At 38.5% G+C, this 18,747-nt stretch carries 21 protein-coding genes; 1 reads left to right on the plus strand and 20 read right to left on the minus strand.

What is annotated here, in order from left to right:
- Window positions 1-40 precede the first annotated feature (40 nt).
- From ispE to metG, 9 genes are all read right to left on the minus strand, one after another.
- Complete coding sequence (gene ispE, locus G3O09_RS18440; RefSeq protein ID WP_163102914.1) at window positions 41-910, minus strand: 4-(cytidine 5'-diphospho)-2-C-methyl-D-erythritol kinase; 870 nt, start codon at window positions 908-910, stop codon at window positions 41-43.
- A gap of 331 nt (window positions 911-1,241) precedes the next feature.
- Window positions 1,242-1,418 carry a small, acid-soluble spore protein, alpha/beta type gene (locus G3O09_RS18445; protein WP_108672136.1) on the minus strand — a complete coding sequence of 59 codons (177 nt, stop codon included), beginning with the start codon at window positions 1,416-1,418 and terminating at the stop codon, window positions 1,242-1,244.
- A gap of 163 nt (window positions 1,419-1,581) precedes the next feature.
- Window positions 1,582-1,851, minus strand: a complete 270-nt coding sequence (gene veg, locus G3O09_RS18450; protein WP_108672137.1) for a biofilm formation stimulator Veg — start codon at window positions 1,849-1,851, stop codon at window positions 1,582-1,584.
- A gap of 252 nt (window positions 1,852-2,103) precedes the next feature.
- Entirely contained in the window at window positions 2,104-2,988 is an 885-nt protein-coding gene (gene yabG / locus G3O09_RS18455; RefSeq protein WP_163102915.1) for a sporulation peptidase YabG, read from the minus strand.
- Between the two features lie 272 nt (window positions 2,989-3,260).
- Window positions 3,261-4,148, minus strand: coding sequence for a 16S rRNA (adenine(1518)-N(6)/adenine(1519)-N(6))-dimethyltransferase RsmA (rsmA, locus tag G3O09_RS18460; RefSeq protein ID WP_163102916.1), 888 nt, complete (start codon window positions 4,146-4,148; stop codon window positions 3,261-3,263).
- On the minus strand, window positions 4,141-4,701 hold the full coding sequence (rnmV, locus tag G3O09_RS18465) for a ribonuclease M5 (RefSeq protein WP_163102917.1): 561 nt from the start codon (window positions 4,699-4,701) through the stop codon (window positions 4,141-4,143). Before rnmV ends, rsmA begins: the two co-directional genes overlap by 8 nt.
- A 166-nt stretch (window positions 4,702-4,867) precedes the next feature.
- Entirely contained in the window at window positions 4,868-6,058 is a 1,191-nt protein-coding gene (locus G3O09_RS18470; protein WP_163102933.1) for a G5 and 3D domain-containing protein, read from the minus strand.
- Window positions 6,059-6,297: 239 nt separating this feature from the next.
- Window positions 6,298-7,065: a TatD family hydrolase gene (locus tag G3O09_RS18475; protein ID WP_163102918.1), complete on the minus strand. Its 768-nt coding sequence runs from the start codon at window positions 7,063-7,065 to the stop codon at window positions 6,298-6,300.
- Between the two features lie 357 nt (window positions 7,066-7,422).
- Window positions 7,423-9,381 (minus strand): methionine--tRNA ligase, encoded by a 1,959-nt coding sequence (gene metG / locus G3O09_RS18480; RefSeq protein WP_163102919.1) that lies wholly within the window; start codon window positions 9,379-9,381, stop codon window positions 7,423-7,425.
- A 732-nt stretch (window positions 9,382-10,113) separates the two neighbouring features.
- On the opposite strand from metG, the gene G3O09_RS18485 reads away from it, so the two are divergent.
- Complete coding sequence (locus G3O09_RS18485; protein WP_108672156.1) at window positions 10,114-10,398, plus strand: AbrB/MazE/SpoVT family DNA-binding domain-containing protein; 285 nt, start codon at window positions 10,114-10,116, stop codon at window positions 10,396-10,398.
- Between the two features lie 40 nt (window positions 10,399-10,438).
- Here the strand turns inward: G3O09_RS18485 and rsmI are convergent, their stop codons facing one another.
- From rsmI to G3O09_RS18540, 11 genes are all read right to left on the minus strand, one after another.
- Window positions 10,439-11,314 (minus strand): 16S rRNA (cytidine(1402)-2'-O)-methyltransferase, encoded by an 876-nt coding sequence (gene rsmI / locus G3O09_RS18490; protein WP_163102934.1) that lies wholly within the window; start codon window positions 11,312-11,314, stop codon window positions 10,439-10,441.
- On the minus strand, window positions 11,286-11,579 hold the full coding sequence (locus G3O09_RS18495) for a GIY-YIG nuclease family protein (protein WP_163102921.1): 294 nt from the start codon (window positions 11,577-11,579) through the stop codon (window positions 11,286-11,288). Before G3O09_RS18495 ends, rsmI begins: the two co-directional genes overlap by 29 nt.
- Window positions 11,566-12,306 carry a tRNA1(Val) (adenine(37)-N6)-methyltransferase gene (locus G3O09_RS18500; RefSeq protein WP_163102922.1) on the minus strand — a complete coding sequence of 247 codons (741 nt, stop codon included), beginning with the start codon at window positions 12,304-12,306 and terminating at the stop codon, window positions 11,566-11,568. The genes G3O09_RS18495 and G3O09_RS18500 overlap by 14 nt, the downstream gene beginning before the upstream one ends.
- A 249-nt stretch (window positions 12,307-12,555) precedes the next feature.
- Window positions 12,556-12,930, minus strand: coding sequence for a DNA replication initiation control protein YabA (gene yabA / locus G3O09_RS18505; protein WP_163102923.1), 375 nt, complete (start codon window positions 12,928-12,930; stop codon window positions 12,556-12,558).
- Window positions 12,931-12,945: 15 nt separating this feature from the next.
- Window positions 12,946-13,773, minus strand: a complete 828-nt coding sequence (gene ricT, locus G3O09_RS18510) for a competence/sporulation regulator complex protein RicT (protein WP_163102924.1) — start codon at window positions 13,771-13,773, stop codon at window positions 12,946-12,948.
- Window positions 13,766-14,773 carry a DNA polymerase III subunit delta' gene (gene holB, locus G3O09_RS18515; RefSeq protein ID WP_163102925.1) on the minus strand — a complete coding sequence of 336 codons (1,008 nt, stop codon included), beginning with the start codon at window positions 14,771-14,773 and terminating at the stop codon, window positions 13,766-13,768. Before holB ends, ricT begins: the two co-directional genes overlap by 8 nt.
- 14 nt (window positions 14,774-14,787) lie before the next feature.
- Window positions 14,788-15,228 carry a YaaR family protein gene (locus tag G3O09_RS18520; RefSeq protein ID WP_163102926.1) on the minus strand — a complete coding sequence of 147 codons (441 nt, stop codon included), beginning with the start codon at window positions 15,226-15,228 and terminating at the stop codon, window positions 14,788-14,790.
- Between the two features lie 18 nt (window positions 15,229-15,246).
- Complete coding sequence (locus G3O09_RS18525) at window positions 15,247-15,576, minus strand: cyclic-di-AMP receptor (RefSeq protein WP_163102927.1); 330 nt, start codon at window positions 15,574-15,576, stop codon at window positions 15,247-15,249.
- Between the two features lie 91 nt (window positions 15,577-15,667).
- Window positions 15,668-16,312 (minus strand): dTMP kinase, encoded by a 645-nt coding sequence (tmk, locus tag G3O09_RS18530; protein WP_163102928.1) that lies wholly within the window; start codon window positions 16,310-16,312, stop codon window positions 15,668-15,670.
- A gap of 71 nt (window positions 16,313-16,383) precedes the next feature.
- The gene (locus G3O09_RS18535; RefSeq protein WP_163102929.1) at window positions 16,384-17,826 is read right to left on the minus strand and encodes an aminotransferase class I/II-fold pyridoxal phosphate-dependent enzyme; all 1,443 of its coding nucleotides are present in this window, start codon (window positions 17,824-17,826) and stop codon (window positions 16,384-16,386) included.
- Between the two features lie 90 nt (window positions 17,827-17,916).
- Window positions 17,917-18,114 carry a sigma factor G inhibitor Gin gene (locus tag G3O09_RS18540; RefSeq protein ID WP_108672151.1) on the minus strand — a complete coding sequence of 66 codons (198 nt, stop codon included), beginning with the start codon at window positions 18,112-18,114 and terminating at the stop codon, window positions 17,917-17,919.
- Window positions 18,115-18,747 lie beyond the last annotated feature (633 nt).

Below are 18,747 nucleotides of genomic sequence, written 5' to 3' on the forward strand. Positions count from 1 at the left end.
TCCGAATATTATTATATCAATCTTACATTAATATACGTCTTTATTCAAGAGGGTTCCGTTCTCCAAGCAATCTTACTGCGTATACATGTTCACAGAAACCTCGTAATCCGTTATATACTCGGTTCATTCTAGAGTCATGTTCGATTAATCCAAATACTGTAGGTCCACTTCCGCTCATTAATACGGCATCCGCTCCGAATTTTTTCATTTGTTCCTTAATATGATGTACCTCTGGATAAAGAGACAAGGTCACATTCTCAAGAACATTCCCTAGATGGGAGCATACACTTTTAAAGTCATGATCCTTTATTGCCTCAATCATTTTGGGTACATTAGGGTGCTGGACATTTTGCAAATCTAATCGCTTATATACATCTGCAGTTGAAACACCAATGGTCGGTTTTGCTAAAACAACCCAACAACTCGGTGGTGTTGGTAGATGCGTGATTATCTCCCCGCGCCCTTTGGCTAATGCAGTTCCTCCATAGACACAAAAAGATACATCCGATCCAATTTCTGCGCCTAATACAGCTAACTCGTCCAGACTCAATCCTAATTTCCAAAGTTTATTCAACCCCCGTAGCGTAGCCGCAGCATCACTGCTCCCTCCTGCTAGACCAGCTGCTACAGGAATGTTTTTCTCAATGGTAATGGCCACGCCGTTAGGAATGTTGTATCTCTGCTTTAATAGGTTAGCGGCTTGATAGGCTAGATTTCGGCTATCATCCGGTACATATCGATTGTGTGAGATAATCTTAATATCTTTCCCTGCTATTTCCGCTAGTTCGATTCGATCTGCAAGATCAACCGTTGTCATGACCATCTCTACTTCGTGATAATCATCCGGCCTTTTATAAAGCACGTCCAATGCAAGATTGATCTTGGCAGGTGCCTTCTCCATTAGCTTCAATATCTTCACCTACGTTCATAAAAAGTTCTTGTCCTATTTTACCATATCTACACACAATACAAAGTGTTTTTCCTATTTAAGCAAATGAAAAAAGACCCTTTCACATCATATGTATTTTAAAACCTGGCAAGCGCCATGAATTACTGACGAGAGCCTAATTGTTCTTATACTTTGTTCTTACTTGTGACACTTACACGAAAACTACAACAAGTCTTCCCAAGATAAAATTCTGATAGGAACAGAAAAGACCAAAGCAAATGCCTTGGCCTTTATCCGTCACTTGCATGTTTATTAATGAGTTGGTAAATCTTCCAGATAAACATTCAAAGGTTTAGCGATTTTGCATAAGCTGCTGCTCAGCAAGCTGGATGGCACGTTTCACCATATTCCCGGCATCTTTTGCACGGATTCCGCCCCATCCTTCCTTTTGAACTACATCATAAAAGCCTAACTCTTTAGCGAGCTCTTCCTTGAACCTTTCAGACATGACACCTCTACGTCGACCCAAAGCTTCTACCCCCTATGCATGCAGTGACAGTTATAGTTTGTGAAAGTTAGTCCTTTTTCATGAATTCAAAGGAGCTTTATTTATTTCCAGCACCATCATACAAATCTATTTTATCAGTATTATCCATTTTCACGAAAAATAAAAAAGCAGTAAACATTTTTGTTTACTGCCCGCTTAAAGCCATATTCCCTGCTGCTTCGTCAAAGAATGTTAATTCTACCGTTTCTGTAAGAACATCTGCATAGCTGTAGGAGACTCTTTCAAATGCATTTTCATCTTGGTCGAGCTCAATGACAAAAACGGATGGATAAGTTTCAGCTAATGTGCCAAGTCTTTCCACAGTTTTACGTCTTCCACCGTTCGCTTTTAAAACAAGCCTTTTTCCTAAATTGGAGTCAAGCGCTTTTTTAATATCAGCTAAAGTTTTCGGCATGATCGGTCCACCTCACTAAGTGTAGTATATCACATACTCGTACAAACCGTCAAACAAAATATAAAATTATATCAGTACTCAAAAATGCTTGTCAATGGTTTTTAATCGCAATTTTCGCCCCATATCCAATAATTATAGGATTGCCCATCCTATAGAATTTATGTAAGGAATATTAATTAATGCACAAAAAAAGTGACTCGAAACGACAAGTCACTCTTTATAAGCTTAATAACAATACATTTTCATTTATTGCTATGATTCATTTTCCATAAATTTATTATAAGGCATCCCAGTTCGTAGTACTCCTCGAGTTTCAATTCCGCCAAGTCCTTTTTCTCCTGTAAGGGTGTTTTTGAGAGCATCCCAAACATGCACCCTTTCCATGAACGGGGTGTAACAGATTTTCGCTACAATGTACACGGGATCAAGGGCATGAATATTCACTCTGGCTGGAGAGCTTGCAAAATTGGCTCCCGCTTGAATTAAGGATTCGAAATGGGATTGACATGCACCGGCAAAAATCACTAGCTGGTCAAGGCTTGGTACTTTTTTTCTCGCTTCCCTTACAGTCTGGACAAATTCCTTAGAATGACGGTATGAATTCAAGTCCATCATAGATCCTTTTGCTTTTGAATAGGCATCATGTCCTGTTACCACTAAAATATCCGGTCGAAACTTTTCAATATAGGAAATGATTCGATGCGGCATTTCTTTTTCATCACAAGTTACTCCTTGAACTGGTATACCAATTTTCTCGTACATATCCATGCATTTTTTTAAGTAGTTGGGATCTCCATCCATATGAAGAACCTTTCCTGGCATTTGAAAATATTCAGTAGTTTGCTTATAACCTTGAGTTACATCATACCTATACTTCTGCCTTAGAAGTTGAATATCTTGGGAAAACAATTTAAATGACTGCTCTATAAGTTCTTCATTTTTGTGCTTCCATTCATTTCTCATATCAGAGCCAACATGAGTTAGATCATCAAAAGGCGCATCTGCAATCAATCGTATATCTTCCCCAAATAGTATGGCTTCTTTTATTCCATTGACCTCTTGTATATCAATGACCCTAAATAAAACGTCACATTTATAAGAAATCCTTCCAACCACATCATTAATTTGAATGCTCATGATCTCACCTCTCGACAGAGCATATTGTACGCCGTCAAATTTATTCTCTTCATAGGCTATGCATATACCTTCAATTCGGTGACGCTTGGATTGGGGCTTTAAGATTAGAAAACTCGCCTCAAGGCTAGCCCTGAGGCGAGGACAGAGGCAAAGTTTCGCTCATGCTTCATTCATAAAATAGGCCATTACGCTGATTTCCTACTTTGCCCATTTTTTAATGGGCGTAGAAAAGAGCCTGCCCTCTTGGACAGACCCTTCATTTTACACTAGTGTTAATTCCGCGTATAAAAGTCAGAATAAAGCTCATCACTTAATCGGGCAAATTCTTCGATAGAAAGAGTCTCCCCCCTACGTCCTGGTTCAATCCCTGCACGATTTAAAGCAGCTAATAACGCATCCTTCTTTTCTTTTCCTTGAGGCAGCTGACTCGTTAAGTTGTTTTGGATGGTTTTTCGTCTTTGGGCAAAACTTGCTCTTGTCACCGTAAAGAAGAACGTCTCATCCTTTACTTGGACCAGCGGCTTCTCTCTTTTCGTCAAACGAATGACCGCCGAATCCACATTTGGCTGCGGCATGAACACCGTTTTAGGTACAATCATGACCGTTTCAGCTTCTGTGTAATATTGGATGGCAATGGAAAGAGATCCATATTCTTTTGTACCAGGCTTTGCAGAGATCCTGTCCGCTACTTCTTTTTGAAGCATGACGACAATCCCACGAATAGGCAGCCCCTCTTCTAATAATTTCATGATAATCGGTGTTGTCACATAGTAGGGTAGGTTTGCTACAACCATTAAATCTGAAATGCCTTCAAATTCTTTCTCCGTTACTTCATTTACATTCGCTTTTAACACATCTTGATGAATAATCTTTACGTTGTCATAAGGAGATAGTGTATCTTCTAAAATCGGCAGCAGTCGCTGGTCGATTTCAAATGAGACTACTTTCTTACTCACCTTTGCCAGTTGTTCGGTTAACGCACCGATTCCTGGTCCAATTTCAATAGCTCCACTTTCTTTTGTTAAACCTGCATAGTCTACAATGTTTCGTAATATGTTTGTATCAATCAAGAAGTTTTGCCCTAAACTTTTCTTGAATGAAAATCCATATTTCTCTAAAATCGCTTTTGTGCGTATGGGTGTTGCGATATCTTTAAGCATGTTGTTCCTCCCGCTCTATTTCATCCATTGCTTGTAAGAATGCGCTTTTCGTAATATTGAACATATTTAAGCGCTTATACAGTTGTTTGCCATTTGTAAACCCTATTTTAAGCTTGTACCCCAATTTTTCGCGTCGTTCCTTTGAACCTGGCCCACCCACTAAACCTGCATCTAGCAAATCCTGATGAGTTATTTCTTCCATGATTTCATCCCGCATTAATTGCGCATCCTTAAGTGCAGCCCGAATGGCATCAGGAGAAGCGTGTTCGACACCAATCCCTTTACCCGATTTAGGTAAAGCATCTTCCTTTGCGATAAAAGCATGCCTGCAACCTTCAACCCTTGATGAAATGATATTTCTAATCCGTTGCCCCGGATAGTCAGGGTCCGTTAAGATGATGACCCCTCTTTTTTCTTGGGCATGCCTAATTTGTTCAATAGTAAAATCGCTTACAGCAGAACCATTGGTCTCGATTGTATCCGCATCAAGTGCCCTCTTTATCGCGACAGTATCATCCTTACCTTCGACGACGATTATTTCTTTAATTTTCATTTTTCCTCCAAAATATTGAAACCTTTAGCTAGTATGAAACGTCTAATAATATGACGTAAATAAATATCTTTTCTATTATACCCTTATCATGTTTTCATTCAAAAATTATTTAAATCTACAAGCAAAAAAAGCAGAAGGATGATCTCCCTCTGCCTCTGTTATCTGATTAGTTCAAGATTCGAATTTTAACTTTACGTACGCCCCACTTATATGCTTGAGACTTCGATGAGAAAAATACATCAATCTTGTTTCCACGAATGGCTGACCCTGTATCAGCTGCAACTGCATATCCATATCCTTCAACATACACTTTAGTTCCTAAAGGAATCACGCTTGGATCGACAGCGATAACTTTGGCACTAGGATTGTTTTTCAGATTATACCCTGTAGCCGTAACCCCTGAGCAACCACTACAATTCGCTGTATAGGCAGTTGAATTCACATACAATTCACGACCAGAAGAATTCTCACTAGTTCCACGAGAAACCTGTGCAACGAGTACCTTCGTTCCCACAGCAACCACTTGATCTTGTTTTTCTTTTAGTATTTTTTCGGAAAGCAAAGTTCGTTTTACCTCTTTGCCATTTTCTTTGATGACTTCAAATTGCTTTGATTTTATGCCTTTTTTACCCTCTGTGACAACCTTCTCTTTACCCTTGGATAGAGAGCTGTCTTTTTTCGAAATGACTGCGAAGTTAATTGGTTCTTCCACTACATCGGTGACTTTTTCTACTCTCACGATTTTTACTGTGCCATTTTCTTGCACGTAATCTTGTAACCCTGGTACAACACGGTCTAATTCATTTAGGACAATTCCTTGGTGTTTTAAAAAGTCAGCGACCGTAGTCGAAGTGGACCATACTTGATTAACCTTTTTTGTTCCGTCTACCATATGAAGTAAAAACGATTTTTCAAAGGCTACTTTCATATTGCCTTGAAGCTCAGTGTCTAAGGATGGGGTAATGTGATCCTCTTTCTTTACTTCTAGCTTACTTTCCTTCAACAGTTCACCTACAGTTTCTGCTGTAGTCCAGATTTTCTTTTCCTTACCGTTCTGAATCAATGTAATCTGCTTCGCAGGCTTCCATACAACCTGAAGCTGATCTTTTACCTCGGTGCTTCCCGAGGGATATAGGTAATCTTCTGCAGATACCTTTATCTCCAAATCTTTTAAAATATCGTTAATCGTATTTGCATGTGTTTTAACGATTTTTTCTTGACCATCAATGGATATCGCTACTGTCTTCTTTGTTCCGTGATAGAACATTGTTCCTGTTACTGCAATAAAAACTATCAAACTACTAATTGCAATGGTCAGTCTCCTTCGTTTAAAAGACTTGGAAAACAGGTTTTTCATGTTTTTACTCACGATGAAAAACTCCTCCCTTCCTCTCCGGTGATTATATAGAGTTCTCTATCGACTGTCAAACCTACACCCTTTTTTCAGAACGTATCTCCAATTATGCATACTCATTCCGATCTTGAAAAGGAAGACTTGTCGACAAGGATATCCTATGTTCATAAAAAGAATTGTAGAACTTTTTGGAATTAGGAATTTTCCGGACAAGCTCCCCTATAAATCGACAAAAACCCTTATCAATTTATGCCGAATACTTTTTTTGCATTCTCGGTTGTAATTCTGGCAACTTCTTCATAGCTGATCTCTTTAAGCTGCGCAATTTCCTCCGCAACCAATTTGACATAGCTCGGCTCATTCCTTTTTCCACGGTTAGGATGCGGTGCCAGATATGGACAGTCCGTCTCAATTAAAAGTCGATCCAACGGGATTTGCTCAGCCACTTCTTTCGGTTTTTTTGCATTCTTGAAAGTAACTGGTCCACCTAGTGATATGTAAAAGTTCATTTCAACACATTCTTTAGCCGTTTCTGGACTTCCGCTAAAGCAATGCATAATCCCTCCTACTTCTTGGGCATTTTCTTCCCTTAAAATATCGACGATATCCTGTGTCGCGTCTCTATTATGAATGACAATGGGTAGTTTTACTTTTTTCGCTAAAGCAATTTGCTTTCGGAATACCTCTTTTTGTATGTCTTTCGGAGATTTGTCCCAGTAGTAGTCCAAGCCCATTTCCCCTAATGCTACCACTTTTGGGTGGGAAGCAAGCTCCTCGATCCAAGCCAGGTCCTCATCCTTCATATCGATCGCATCTACGGGATGCCACCCAATACTCGCATACATGAAATCATACGTCTCCACTAATTCCATCGCTTTCGTAATAGTCGGCCTATCGAAACCCACTACCACAATATTAGAAACTCCTACCTCCTTTGCTCTTTCAATCACTTCTTTTAGATCATCACTAAATTGATCCGCATTCAGATGTGCGTGTGTATCAAACAGCATGTATGTAATTCTTCCTTTCTAGCAACTATTTTATTACGAAAAAAAGATTTCATGTCTCACATTTAGGTAACAATATGATTACAACAACATAGTACTATAGACCCTCATACTTTCCATTCGCACTTCCAATATATTCTTTTAATTCTACATACTTAAGGGTGTATTGCAAATGATGTGCATTGATGTGGCCTTTCTATACTATTCTGCCATCACGCATTTTTTATGAGCCATTTCCTGAAAAACTTTTCTACCAAAATTTTATTTCACAAAAAAAAGATGTTCCACGTGGAACATCTTTTTTGATTTATTAACTTAGAATATTAAATGCCTGGTACCCTAATTTATATCCCGATATTATTATTTGACCTTTGCACCATTCGGTAAAGTTTGATCAACAGTCGCTAAAGATAGTTGGCCATTCTCGCTACCAGCTAAAATCATCCCTTGAGAAAGCTCGCCTCTTAATTTGACTGGTTTTAGATTCGTTACACAAATTACTTTCCTGCCTACTAATTCCTCAGGTTTATAGTATTGTGCGATTCCTGAAATCACTTGTCGTTTTTCAAAACCTAAATCAAGCTGTAATTTTAATAATTTATCTGCTTTTTTGACTGGTTCCGCTTCAATGACTTGAGCCACTCTAAGCTCTACCTTCATGAAATCATCAATTGAAATCTCTTCGGCTTGCTCGACTTTAGCATCTTGTTTTTCTTCTGCAACTGGAGCTGAACCGCCTTGCATCTTCATTTTGATATATTCAATCTCGTCTTTCATTTCAAGCCTTGGGAAAATAGGCTCCCCTTTTTCCACTTTAGTGCCTGCAGGAATAACGCCAAACTTTTCAAGACTTTCCCAAGTCTTTAATTCTTCAGCGGAAATGCTCAACTGGTTGAAGATTTTATCTGGTGTCTGAGTCATGAATGGTTTAAGCAGGACAGCAATTCTACGTAAGGATTCCGCTAAATGGACCATTACCCCTGCAAGGTCTTGTTGCTTGCTTTCATCTTTAGCGAGTGCCCATGGTTGTGTTTCGTCAATGAACTTATTTGTTCTGCTGACAAGTCCCCATACCGTAGTCAGAGCAACTGAAAACTCCATTTTCTCCATTGCTTCTTCATATTTCTCAACAACCTCATGATTCATCGACAAGAGCTGTTGCTCATAATCACTTGTTGAACTTGAATAAGTAGGAATGACGCCATTGAAATACTTATCGATCATTGCCACTGTACGGTTCAACAAATTGCCAAGGTCATTTGCTAGGTCAAAATTAATACGCTCAACGAATCCTTCTGGAGTAAATACCCCATCGGAACCGAATGGAACTTCACGAAGTAGGTAGTAACGCAATGCATCCAGTCCATAACGATCAATCAGAGTAACGGGATCGACCACATTCCCTTTAGATTTGGACATTTTACCATCTTTCATTAATAACCATCCATGGGCAAATACTTGCTTTGGAAGAGGTAGGTCTAATGCCATCAACATGATTGGCCAATAAATCGTGTGGAAGCGAACAATTTCTTTACTCATCAAATGGACATTCGCTGGCCAATAATTCAAGTACTTTGAATCATTATCCGTGCCATATCCTAGAGCTGTAATATAATTGGACAATGCATCGATCCAAACATAAATGACGTGTTTAGGATTGCCTGGAACCTTTACGCCCCATTGAAATGTGGTACGGGAAACAGCAAGGTCCTCAAGTCCAGGCTTTAGGAAATTATTGATCATTTCATTCTTTCTGGATTCAGGCTGGATGAAAGTTGGATTTTCTTCATAATACTGAAGTAGTCGATCGACATACTTGCTGACCTTAAAGAAATATGATTCCTCTTTAACCTTCTCAACCGGTCTTCCACAGTCAGGGCAGTTTCCATTCTCGACTTGTCTTTCAGTAAAGAACGACTCACAAGGTGTGCAGTACCAGCCTTCGTACTCATCTAAATAAATATCACCTTGGTCCAATAGTTGTTGGAAGATTTTCTCGACTACTTTTTTATGACGATCTTCAGTTGTTCTGATGAAATCATCGTAAGAAATATCCATCTTTTTCCACAATTCCTTAATACCCGATACGATGCCATCAACGTACTGTTGAGGAGTTACTCCTTCCTCAGCAGCTTTGCGTTCGATCTTTTGTCCATGCTCATCAGTACCCGTCAAGTACATGACGTCAAATCCCCTTAGACGCTTATAACGGGCCATCGCATCTCCAGCTACTGTCGTATAGGCATGTCCGATATGTAAATTTCCGCTCGGATAATAAATCGGTGTAGTAATATAAAAAGTCTTTAATTTTTCCTCCATGTCCATCCTCCATTCTTTCTTACCAATCTATTTAAGTAATTGGAATCTCATCTACTTCTTTAGAATCAGAAAACTACTTGTTGGTCCTAGATGCAATACACGTACCCCTAATCATTTTTTTCTTACTCTACAAGTATCTGAAATCCTTCATATTCTTTCATTATACCAAGATTTCAGTGATTTACTGCAACCTCTATGGACAAAAAAGAAAATATCCCCTATTTATTGCGTCCACGGCCAACCACTACCATCTTTGCTGTTCTTGCAACAAAATATACACGGTTAACCCTCTGTTTATTATCCACTGCTTCATAAAAGGGACAACAACTATAGTAGTAAAATAAAATCAGCTCTGAATTTAGTAAAAAACATTGATTTCATCGACAAAAATGGAGAATTCTGGTTTAAAAGGATGTAGTTTAATGTCGATTAATGTCGAATATCATGGTATGATTCTCCTATAATCAGTCAATGATTCAATTAAAAGTAAGTTGTTTGTCATATGCCTATTAATGGCCAAATGTCGTATAATGTATGTAAATTATTGATTTTACCACATTCTTAAGTCTGGATTATTTTACTAATTAAGGGTTTTAATAAAATGATTGACGAAAATGGGAATGCTTGGTATTATAAAAACATTATAAAATTTTGTCGAATCATGACGAATTATAGAAAAAGAAATCGAGAGCTAGAAACATTATTATTTTATCTTGAGAGGGGAACATGAAAATGAAATCTACAGGTATTGTTCGTAAAGTTGATGAATTAGGACGCGTAGTTATTCCGATCGAATTGCGCCGTACATTAGGAATTGCAGAAAAAGATGCTTTAGAAATTTATGTAGATGATGAGCGTATCATCCTTAAAAAATATAAGCCTAACATGACTTGCCAAGTAACTGGTGAAGTTTCTGATAACAACTTGTCATTAGCTAGCGGAAAATTAGTACTTAGCCGTGAAGGTGCAGAACTTCTTTTAAAAGAAATCTCTGAAAACCTTGAATTAGTAAAGTAATAAAAAGCGGTCCCATTCTGGGATCGCTTTTTTGTATGTTTCATTCTACATGATAGGCATGATAAACATCTCTTTTATTCAAATCGCGGTCTTTCGCGGTTAGTTTAATTGCTTCTTTGTTCGTTACTCCTTTTTCTTCTATATAAAACTGCACATGTTGGGAAATGGATAATTCTTGCCACCAATCGTTCTCTTCTAGTGGAGCTGATTCCTTTGATCCTTCAATAATCAAACAAAATTCCCCTCGAATTTCAGATTCCTCTGCCCAATGGATAGCATCTTCAATAGAACCCCTTATAAACTCTTCAAATTTTTTCGTTAGTTCACGGCACAATACAATAGATCGATTCCCAAAGATTTGCCCCATATGCTTCAAGGTTTCCTTTAACCGGTGGGGTGATTCGTAAAAAATTATCGTTGAGTTGATATACTTTAACTCCTCTAATTCTTTCTTCTTTTCTTTTGAACTTCTGCCTAAAAACCCGTAAAAATAAAAGGGTTGAGGTGCAATGCCCGAAGCAATCAGTGCCGTCAATGCAGCATTGGCGCCTGGAAGAGGGATGACAGGAATTCCCACCTCAATTGCTTCACGAACTAGTTCGTAGCCTGGATCGGATATGGTCGGCATTCCTGCGTCACTCACAAGAGCAATCGTCTGTCCTGATTGAATGCGTTCTACAATATTTTGACCGCTTATTTGTTTATTATGTTCATGATAGCTGATAATCGGAGTATCAATCTCATAGTAGTTACATAATTTTTTGGTGTTGCGTGTATCTTCAGCTGCAATGACATGTGCCTCCTTTAAAATCCGGATGGCTCTAAAGCTCATGTCCTCCAAGTTTCCAATCGGAGTCGGGACAAGATATAAAACAGCTTCGTTTCCTTCATTTGCAAAACTTTTTTGCTGTGAGATCAACAATATTCAACTCCTTAGCTATGATACGTTCCTTTTTCGTTCTAGGTAATCTTTTAAACCAGTATTCTGTTCGCATGGCTTCTTCTTTTGACAAATACTCATAAGAAAAAACCAATGAAACTGGACCTCTACCTCGGGTATATTTTGCACCCTTGCCTTCATTATGCATACGTACCCTACGGTTCAAATCGGTTGTGTAACCCGCATATAAACTTCCATCCTTACACTTAAGGACATAAAAAAAATGCTTATTTTTCTCCATATAACATATAACGTGCTTCTTCGGTATACTCATTGTTCTCATCGTAGACAACAAATGGCGGAAGGATCTTTAAGTCTGGGTTTCCATCCTTGATTCCTTCTATTAGAAGAGCATTTGCTTCTTTCCCTTGTTTAGGATAGACAAATTGAAGTCTTTTCGGTTCCAGCCGGTATTTTCTCATTAACGTTACAATATCTAATAACCTTCCAGGTCGATGGACAAAAGCCGCTTTTCCCCCTTGCTTCAAGAGTTGGCTGCTTACACGTACAACATCTTCCAACGTACACATGATTTCATGTCTTGCAATCGCATAATGCACATTTTTATTGATTTCTTCCTCAGAGGGAGTTGGAAAATAAGGTGGATTGCAAGTAACTGCATCATATTTAGCATGCCCTATATGTTGCGTCACTTCTTTTAAATCGCCATGTACCATCTGTATTTGGTTCTGTTTATCATTAAAAGCAATACTTCTTGTTGCCATCTCATATAGTCTTTCTTGTATTTCCACACCTATGATTTCTGCTTTGCTTCTATTACTTAGAAGCAATGGAATAACACCATTTCCTGAACATAAGTCAACTATTTTTCCCTTTTGGATGGGAATATGTATGAACCTTGCCAATAAAACCGCATCAAGTGAAAAAGAAAACACTGAAGGGCTCTGGATGATTTTCATATCCTCAGCCAATAAATAATCCAAACGTTCGTCATCATGTAACAACATGGATGGAGTACACCTCTCTTTACCTATCTATAACAAAGCTCGCAGATTGAAAGCTTTAAAGGGAAGTCTAGACTTAGTTGATCCATTATACGTAATTTTAAAAATGTTCACTACGTCTTTTCTTCTATGCTGCCCTTTTATCGTTACTCAATTATAAAAAAAGCCTCCCAGATTGGAAGGCTTTAACTTAAAAATGCAAAGTGAACAAACTATGCACCTAAAAAGATCTAATCTACAAAATAAAATAGCTTACTTTTTATTTAAGAATGAAAGGCAGAACAAGCAATCGCCTTCTTTTCGTGGACTTCCAAAATGGAGATTACAAATATGGAATCCTTCTTGATATAGGCGGGCAAGATTATCGTACCCCTCACCTACATCAAAGCCCTTTTCACCCTTTTCTGACGTACGAACCTTCGAAGACTTTTTGCCTTTTACAACTGGCTTTTGATTGGAAGAAACCTGATCCAAACGTCTTCGTAAATGTTCATTTTCTATTTGCAACGTGTTATTTTCTTCTAAAATACCCGCTACATGCGTTTTTAAATCTCCTAGTTGTTTATAGAGATGACCAATTTGCGTCTCCATATTACTAACAGAATCAAAAATTTCCTTTTTATCCACGCCCTCACCGCCTCATTAATCTGTGGCTTGAATAGAAACGGCTCCCTCTTTTAGAATTTCTTCTAAAGTATACTCTAATACTCTCTCCTGCTCGACCAATTCTACTTGAAGTACTCGTTCTAGAATATTAAGCCCTACTACCTTGCCTTTTCCATTTGGAGTCGTAATCAATTCCCCGAGATCTGGAAGCTGCTCTTTGGCAGTTTCATATTCATCATTTTCATACTTTAAACAGCACATCAATCTTCCGCAAAGACCGGAGATTTTTGTAGGATTCAAGGATAGGTTTTGATCCTTTGCCATTTTTATGGACACTGGTTCAAAGTCCCCTAGATAAGTCGAACAACAAAGCATTCTTCCACAAGGACCGATGCCTCCAAGCATTTTTGCTTCGTCCCTCACCCCAATTTGGCGCAGTTCAATTCGAGTGCGGAAAATGGCTGCAAGATCTTTGACTAATTCTCGAAAATCCACACGTCCATCAGCTGTGAAATAGAAAATCACTTTATTTCGATCGAAAGTATATTCCACATCAACAAGCTTCATGTCGAGTTTATGGTCACTGACTTTTTGTGAGCATACCTCATATGCTTCCTTCGCAGCTGATTTATTTTCCTCTACAATTAAACGATCTTTCGGATCTGCAATTCGCAGAACCTTTTTCAAAGGCAGAACTACATCATTCTCTTCTACTTGTTTCCGGGCAATAACCACTTTGCCAAATTCCACTCCCCGAGCTGTCTCGACAATCACAAACTCATCTTTTGGAATCTGAAGCTCACCCGGGTCAAAGTAGTATATTTTCCCCGCTTTTTTAAAGCGGACGCCTACTACATCATACAAATGATGACCCCTCCTGCAAATTCAACACTAGCTGTTCCATGACCAGCTGTGGATTTGTATTGGACATCAGCCTTCTTTTAGCCTCTAGGATTGCTTCCATTTTTTCAGCCAGTTTCTTTTGAGACAACAACCAAGCCGTTTTCTCAAAGTTTCCGATCATTGACTGATAAACAACTAATTCTGGCTTGTCCAACTGAATGTATAATAAATCTTTATAAATAAGAAGTAACAAATCTAAACCTCTATCAAGCTGTTCTTTTTCCTTAAAGTGACCCATCCATTCTTCCTGTAAATATATCAATGCTTTTAAAGAATCAGGTTGGAGCACTTCATATAATTTTAACACTATTTTTTGAGCTTGTGCAAACCATTCGTCAGAACTAATTTGCAAGGCTTCCTCAAAATTATGTGTAATTTGAGAAATAATGTAAGATGTTTGTGATGAAATGCCTTGATCCTCTAATTTGACTCTTATATGCATTGGTGAGAGTGGTTTGAGTGTGATAACTTGGCACCTTGATAGGATAGTAGGAATCATTCTATGTATTTGCTCGGTCAGTAAAATTGCTGTAGTTCCTTCATGTGGTTCTTCCAAAAACTTCAGTAAACTATTGGCTGCCTGTACAGTCATTTTATCCGCGTGAACAACCAGGTAGACTTTTCGTTTTGATTCAACGCTTTTTTTATTGAATTCTCCTTGTAAATGATGGATCTGTTCTTTTTTTATAGATAATCCATCTGGCTCAATCATATGAACATCCGGATGGTTTCCATTCGAAATCCGCTTACAGTTCGAACATACTTCACAGGGGATCACACCTTCTGTTGGATCCAAGCAAAAAAGACTTTTTGCAAATGCAATCCCAATGTCCTTTTTCCCCGTCCCTCGTTCACCTTCAAAGAGATAGGCATGTGAAATCCGATGTTTCTTTATGCTATTCTCTAGCATCGTCAGCACTTCAGGTTGGACCTGTTTGAGTTCGTTCCATTGTTTAACCATCACTATCATCCCGTTTATGTGTATAGATTTATCAATAAGCCTTTTACTTCACCGATTTTTCCTAAAATATCGATTGATTCTTTTTCTTTATTCATGACATCTTCCGTAAGCTCGACTAGCTTTTGATCAATGGTCTCAACTGTCTTCAATGGCCTACTTTGTCCAAACTGGTTCCAGCTATGTGACTGCTTCAGTTCCATACCGAAGTTGACTGCTTCTTTAACAAATTTCTTTACTAGGTTCTTATATTTAGCTAAATCCTTAAAAGTGCGGGACCTAGCCATACGCTCGCCCGCACCCTCAATATCCACAAGTAGCTTGTTTAATGCTTCATATTGTAGCTTTTGGTCCTGTTTTTGAACAAGAGACTGAAACCTTGTGTTCCCAGTAGAAATGGATTTCTGCTCTTTTGATATTTTATCCAATTTAAGATGAAGCTCTTGATTGATTTTCATATGAAAAGCCTCCGCTTACTAAAACTGTAGGAAATTTTCAATAGGAAGAACAAAGACTGTGGCTCCTCCTACTTCAACCTCAACAGGATACGGAACATAGGAATCAGCATTGCCCCCCATTGGTGATACAGGCGCAACTAGTTGCTCACGCGCCTTACAATTATCTCTAATGATTTGCAAAGCTTTTTCAACTCGAATGTCTTCTGTACCAATCATGAAGGTAGTATTTCCAGATTTTAAGAAACCACCTGTGGTTGCAAGTTTTGTTGCACGGAAATTATGGTCCACCAATGCGTTCAATAGCTTGTTGCTATCTTTATCTTGTATTACCGCAATAATCATCTTCAAAATAAAGCACCCCCCGAGTTATTGTATTCGTGTTCCTGAATATTGGTTAAGTTTAATTCCATTATATCAAGTAGAGAAGCATACTTCTCTATCATTTCAGCGAAAGATTGTTAATCGACTCTAGTACCTTTTTTTCAGCTTCTTCAACGACCGCATCAATGGGTTGTGATGCATCAATAGTATAGAACCTTTCATTAAACATCTGCTTTACCTTCATATATCCTTCTCTAACTTTATGATGGAAAGAAAGGGCTTCTAAATCTAAGCGATTCTGCTCTCGCTCCTCATTCGACGAGATTCTTTTCAAACCCTCTTCTGGTTCGATATCAAAATAAAGAGTTAGATGGGGCATTCGGCCTTCAATCGCAAATTCATTAATCTTAAAGACTTCATCAATTCCCAAACCTCGAGCGTATCCTTGATAAGCAAGTGAACTATCAATAAAACGATCACACAATACAATATATCCCTCTTGTAAAGCAGGAACCACTTTTTCTACTAAATGCTGTCTTCTAGCAGCTGCATACAGTAATGCTTCCGTTCTACCATCCATACTCGTATTTTCTTTATTTAATATGACATGCCGAATTTGCTCAGATATCGAAATTCCACCAGGCTCTCTAGTAATTAGAATTTTGCAACCTTGTTGTTGGAGCCTTTCACCTAGTAATGGGATGACAGTCGACTTTCCTGCCCCTTCTGGCCCTTCAATTGTAATGAACATACCCTTATCCATTCCTTTACCTCCATGGTATCTATGCTGTTTAGTATACAACATTCTTCAAGGCGAAACCCTAAGAATTAGAATTATTCATAGACCCATACTTTTCCTTCTCGTAACAAACTTCCACCGTGAAAACGAGTTCCTAAATCGATCAACTCTGTTAAATAAGATAATGTCTGATGAGTCATGATCTCCCCATTCATGATCAACGGAATACCAGGTGGATATGGAATAATCATTTCTGCACATACCCTATTCGCGCTTTCAAGAATAGATACGAGTACTTTCTTTTTCATACCCATTTCTTTAAACGAATACTCTAACTTTGAATAATGATGACTTGGTTGATAAAAAGGAATGTCCTTCCTTGCAGGTTGAAACTTCCTCTTTATTTGTTCAATGGCTGATGAGATTCTTCTTAATGCACTTTGATATGGGAATGGTTGTCCTTTTTTTAGTAAAGGTAATATAAACAATACATTATAAGGATCGGCTAATTCTGCGAATACTCCTGCCTCTTGTAAGGCATCCAATAACTGAAACCCCGAATATCCATCTAGTACTTGTAAAGTAACCTTTAACGGGTCTACTTTCGGTCCTTCTAACACTTTTACCCCACTTAGTAATCTTAAATCTTGTTTAAACCTTTCCATTTCGTCCAAAGTATACACTATGTCTTCTTCCACAAAATTTGCAAGATAATGTCTAGCATGATCTAGACTCATCATGATGGGATAAGAAGGACTGCTCGATTGAAGCATTTGCAAATACATTTCTACTTTTTGTTCATCCACTCTATCATTATATATATGTAAGTATGACCCCATCGTCATGGCAGGAAGAGTCTTATGTGCGGAGTGGACCACTATATCTGCACCAAATTGTGCTGCACTAGCCGGAAATGGACTCCCCAGCACGAAATGTGCCCCATGAGCCTCATCTACCAGGACTGGAATATGGTATTTGTGTGCTAAATTAATGATAGGTTCTAGCATATGAATTTTCCCGTAATAATCAGGTGAAGTGATTATTAAAGCTTTTGCATCAGGAAAAGATAAAATTGCCTCTTGAAGACCTTCAACGGTAATCCCTCCTGCCATCTTCCATTCATCATTTAATTCAGGTTGCAGAAAAACAGGTTCAACTTTAGCTAACATCAAGCCGTGAAGAATGGACTTATGACAATTCCTTTGTACAAGAACTACATCTCCTTCCTGACAAACCCCTAATATCATCGCCAAATTCCCAACTGTTGAACCATTCACCAGGAAATAGCTCTTTTTAGACTGATAAAAATCAGAAAGCAATAGTTGAGCCTCTAAAATAGCTTCCTCGGGATGGTGTAAATCATCTAATCCAGGTAATTCTGTCATATCATATGCTAACAAGCCCTTGATCGCCTCTGGCATCTCGTTAGAAAGAATCAAACCATTTTTATGTCCTGGGACATGAAATGAGAGCGCTCCACTTTTTCGGTGTCTCTCTAATACTTCAAACAACGGCAATCTAATCTGCTGTAATTTCATGTTCTTCTTCCTTTATATAATTAGTAGATTAAGTGTATCAAAATACTGTCTGATAGTATAAAAAAGAGAGACTCTATAAATAGAATCTCCCTAAGAAAAAATTTCTGGTTTAGTAATCTTCTTTAATTGATCCAGAAAATATTTATATCGTGGATCACTCGTTTCTGTTGTAACCATTTCTTTCTCGCACTCTTCACACACAAAAGATGTATAAAGGTGTATGCCCATTTGCTTTTCTTTCTCACATACAATGCATATTTCCCCATAATGCTTTGCCAAATTGTTCATTCCTCCACCTCCATACCCCTATTCTGCCCGAAACCCTTAATTTGTATACAATTTTTCGAATCGTTCATCCACCTGGGATATTGGCCTATACTATCCTATGTAGCTTAGGCTCTTTCCGTGTATGTCTTACTTGATTTTTTCTTTTATTAGTGCAATTCTTCTGTTCTGATGTATTTTACTTTAAGCTTTATTCCTCAATCTCATGTTTCATTTAATGATTATATAACCTCCCGGTTATTTCTGAAGATACAAAAAAGACCAGCTCTTCAGCTGATCTTCTTCTCATTGCCTGGCAACGTCCTACTCTCACAGGGGGAAACCCCCAACTACCATCGGCGCGCGAGCTTAACTTCCGTGTTCGGATGCCGACAAGCGATGTCCGTCGGATTCCTGCGTCAGCTTCAGTCACTCAGTCCTCATGTGCCTAGCACACTCCGGGCTTCGCTCCTTCTCTTCCTTGTACTCCTCGGACCTCCCTCGTCGGTGTTTTCTATATTTTATCTTCCTTTGTTCATTTGAGGGGCTGATAACCTTCCGGTTATTTAAAAAAGAACAAACAAAAAAGACCAGCTCTTCAGCTGATCTTCTTCTCATTGCCTGGCAACGTCCTACTCTCACAGGGGGAAACCCCCA

This window comes from Peribacillus alkalitolerans, from assembly GCF_010882125.1.
Classification (GTDB): Bacteria; Bacillota; Bacilli; order Bacillales; family DSM-1321; genus Bacillus_BN; species Bacillus_BN alkalitolerans.